2 protein-coding genes are annotated in these 2345 nt (G+C 54.5%); both read left to right on the forward strand.

From position 1 onward, the window contains the following. Window positions 1-1684, forward strand: a 1684-nt coding sequence (locus ACJHWT_RS25270) for a phage tail tip protein (RefSeq protein WP_273883374.1), incomplete at its 5' end; no start/stop codon positions are given. A 67-nt stretch (window positions 1685-1751) separates the two neighbouring features. Further along, window positions 1752-2345, forward strand: a 594-nt coding sequence (locus ACJHWT_RS25275) for an Ail/Lom family outer membrane beta-barrel protein (RefSeq protein ID WP_222892671.1), incomplete at its 3' end; no start/stop codon positions are given.

The raw sequence follows: 2345 nt of genomic DNA on the forward strand, positions 1-2345 counted from the left end.
CCGCTGTGTGAGTATCCGTGAGAACGATGACGGCACGTATGCCATCACTGCCGTGCAGCATGTACCGGAAAAAGAGGCCATCGTGGATAACGGGGCGCACTTTGACGGCGACCAGAGCGGCACGGTGAATGGTGTCACGCCGCCAGCGGTGCAGCACCTGACCGCCGAAGTCACCGCAGACAGCGGGGAATATCAGGTGCTGGCGCGCTGGGACACGCCGAAGGTGGTGAAGGGCGTGAGCTTCCTGCTCCGTCTGACCGTAACAGCGGATGACGGCAGTGAGCGGCTGGTCAGCACGGCCCGGACGACGGAAACCACATACCGCTTCACGCAACTGGCGCTGGGGAACTACAGGCTGACTGTCCGGGCTGTAAATGCGTGGGGACAGCAGGGCGAGCCGGCATCGGTATCGTTCCGGATTGCCGCACCGGCAGCGCCGTCTCGGATTGAGCTGACACCGGGCTATTTTCAGATAACCGCCACGCCGCATCTTGCGGTTTATGATCCGACGGTACAATTTGAGTTCTGGTTCTCGGAAACGCGGATTACCGATATCAGGCAGGTTGAAACCACAGCCCGCTACCTTGGCACGGGGCTGTACTGGATAGCCGCCAGTATCAATATCAAACCGGGCCATGATTATTACTTTTATATCCGCAGTGTGAACACCGTTGGCAAATCGGCATTCGTGGAGGCCGTCGGTCGGGCGAGCGATGATGCGGAAGGTTACCTGGATTTTTTCAAAGGCAAGATAACCGAATCCCATCTTGGTAAAGAGCTGCTGGAAAAAGTCGACCTGACGGAGGATAACGCCAGCAAACTGGAGCAGTTTTCGAAAGAGTGGAAGGATGCCAACGATAAATGGAATGCCATGTGGGCTGTCAAAATTGAGCAGACCAAAGACGGCAAACATTATGTCGCGGGTATTGGCCTCAGTATGGAGGACACGGAGGAAGGCAAACTGAGCCAGTTTCTGGTTGCCGCTAACCGTATCGCGTTTATTGACCCGGCAAACGGGAATGAAACGCCGATGTTTGTGGCGCAGGGCAATCAGATATTCATGAACGACGTGTTCCTGAAACGCCTGACGGCCCCCACCATTACCAGTGGTGGAAATCCACCGGCATTTTCCCTGACACCGGATGGGCGGCTGACGGCGAAAAATGCCGATATCAGCGGTAACGTGAATGCGAACTCCGGGACGCTCAACAACGTCACGATTAACGAGAACTGTCGGGTTCTGGGAAAACTGTCCGCGAACCAGATTGAAGGCGATCTCGTTAAAACAGTGGGCAAAGCTTTCCCCCGGGACTCCCGTGCACCGGAACGGTGGCCATCAGGGACCATTACCGTCAGGATTTATGACGATCAGCCGTTTGACCGGCAGATTGTTATTCCGGCGGTGGCATTCAGCGGTGCTAAACATGAGAGAGAGCATACTGATATTTACTCCTCATGCCGCCTGATAGTGAAGAAAAATGGTGCTGAAATTTATAACCGTACCGCGCTGGATAATACGCTGATTTACAGTGGTGTTATTGATATGCCAGCTGGTCACGGCCACATGACGCTGGAGTTTTCGGTGTCAGCATGGCTGGTAAATGACTGGTATCCCACAGCAAGTATCAGCGATTTGCTGGTTGTGGTGATGAAGAAAGCCACCGCAGGCATCAGTATCAGCTGAATTTTATAACCCATATACGGGCGCCAGAAATGGCGCCTTTTTTATTGCAGAAAAGCGAGAGGTAATTATGCGTAAAGTTTGTGCAGCCATTTTGTCCGCAGCCATCTGTCTGGCCGTATCCGGTGCGCCTGCATGGGCGTCTGAGCAGCAGGCCACACTGAGCGCAGGGTATCTTCATGCCCGTACGAACGCTCCCGGCAGCGAAAATCTGAACGGGATTAACGTGAAATACCGTTATGAGTTTACGGACACGCTGGGGCTGATTACGTCATTCAGTTATGCCAACGCTGAAGATGAGCAAAAAACGCATTACAGCGATACCCGCTGGCATGAGGATTCCGTGCGTAATCGCTGGTTCAGCGTGATGGCGGGGCCGTCTGTGCGCGTGAATGAATGGTTCAGCGCGTATGCGATGGCGGGTATGGCTTACAGCCGTGTGTCGACTTTCTCCGGGGATTATATCCGCGTAACTGACAACAAGGGGAAAACGCACGATGTGCTGACCGGAAGTGATGACGGTCGCCACAGCAACACGTCTCTGGCGTGGGGAGCTGGCGTGCAGTTTAACCCGACCGAATCCGTGGCCGTTGACGTCGCTTATGAAGGCTCCGGCAGCGGTGACTGGCGTACCAACAGTTTCATCGTTGGTGTCGGTTATAAA

Source organism: Escherichia sp. WS338 (assembly GCF_046486405.1).
GTDB lineage: Bacteria > Pseudomonadota > Gammaproteobacteria > Enterobacterales > Enterobacteriaceae > Escherichia > Escherichia coli.